Origin of the sequence: Dietzia sp. B44 (assembly GCF_014145245.1) — a bacterium.
Taxonomy (GTDB): domain Bacteria; phylum Actinomycetota; class Actinomycetes; order Mycobacteriales; family Mycobacteriaceae; genus Dietzia; species Dietzia natronolimnaea.
The window spans coordinates 1-1,206 of record NZ_JAALEF010000408.1 but is presented as its reverse complement, the minus strand read 5'-3'; the positions used below and the strand labels follow the sequence as shown (position 1 = coordinate 1,206).

The 1,206-nt window shown below is 71.3% G+C and carries 1 protein-coding gene and 1 pseudogene; both read right to left on the bottom strand.

Annotated elements, in window-relative coordinates; translation table 11 throughout:
* A partial coding sequence (gene pknB / locus G6017_RS13110) for a Stk1 family PASTA domain-containing Ser/Thr kinase (RefSeq protein ID WP_182617735.1) occupies positions 1-972 on the bottom strand: 972 nt, incomplete at its 3' end.
* A pseudogene (locus G6017_RS16510) lies at positions 969-1,206 on the bottom strand (serine/threonine protein kinase); the annotation flags it as partial. The pseudogene G6017_RS16510 and the gene pknB, both read right to left, overlap by 4 nt.

The following is a 1,206-nucleotide window of genomic DNA, read 5'->3' as shown; positions in this document are numbered from 1 at the left end:
CGGGGCCTCGGACGGCGGGATCCGGTCGGGGCGGCCCGAGCCGTAGCCCGCCCCGGCGAATCCGTGGGGGGCGTCGGGTCGTTGTCCGTCGTCGAGCTCGTCGTCGGAGAGCACGAGCGGGGCGGCCGGCCGGCCGCCGCTCAGGACGGCGAGCAGGTCGGTGCGCATGTCCCCGGCGGTGTCGTACCGGTTTTCGGGGTTCTTGGCCATCGCCTGCATGACCACGGCGTCGACGTACCGGCCGACCTCCGGGTTGATCGCGGAGGGCGGCTGCGGTGACTCGCGGACGTGCTGGTACGCCACGGCGACGGGGGATTCGCCGGTGAACGGCGGGGCTCCGGCGACCATCTCGTACAGGACGCAGCCGGCCGAGTACAGGTCCGATCGGGCGTCCACCGTCTCGCCCCGGGCCTGCTCGGGGCTGAGGTACTGGGCGGTGCCGAGCACGGACGAGGTGTTGGTGAGGGTCGAGCTGGCGTCGCTGACCGCGCGCGCGATCCCGAAGTCCATGACCTTGACGGCCCCGTCGCGCGAGATCATGATGTTCGCCGGCTTGACGTCGCGGTGGATGATCCCCTTCTTGTGGGAGAAGTCGAGGGCGCCGCAGACGTCCGCCATCACCCCGAGTGCGCGTTCCACCTCCAACGGACCATCCATCTTGACGATGTCCCGGATCGTGTCGCCCTCGACCAGTTCCATGACGATGTAGGGCAACGCGCCGTCATCGGTGCGCTCCTCGCCCGTGTCGTAGATCGCCACGATGGAGGGGTGGTTGAGCGACGCCGAGTTCTGGGCCTCGCGGCGGAAGCGCTGGTAGAAGGTCTCGTCGCGGGCCAACTCGGGCCGCATGATCTTGACCGCCACGTCACGGCCGAGGACGGTGTCCCGCCCCCGGTGGACCTCGGACATGCCGCCGAACCCGAGGACCTCGCCGATCTCGTACCGGCCCGCCAGCAGGTGAGGTGTCGTCATCCGCCGTCACCTCCCCTGCCGTTGTTCGCGGCCGCACCCGCGTTCGGGTTCGCGTTGCCACCGGTGTTGCCGCCACCGTCGCCCTCGCCGGCCTGGCCCGGTGGGACGAAGGAGTTGAACTCGGAGGTCAGTGAATCGAGCATGTCCTGCAGGTCCGGCGCGGGCGGGATGACGGTCGGCGACGGCACCGGCTGGGGCGGCGGTGTGGGCTCGGGGGCCGGGGCGGGGGCCGGC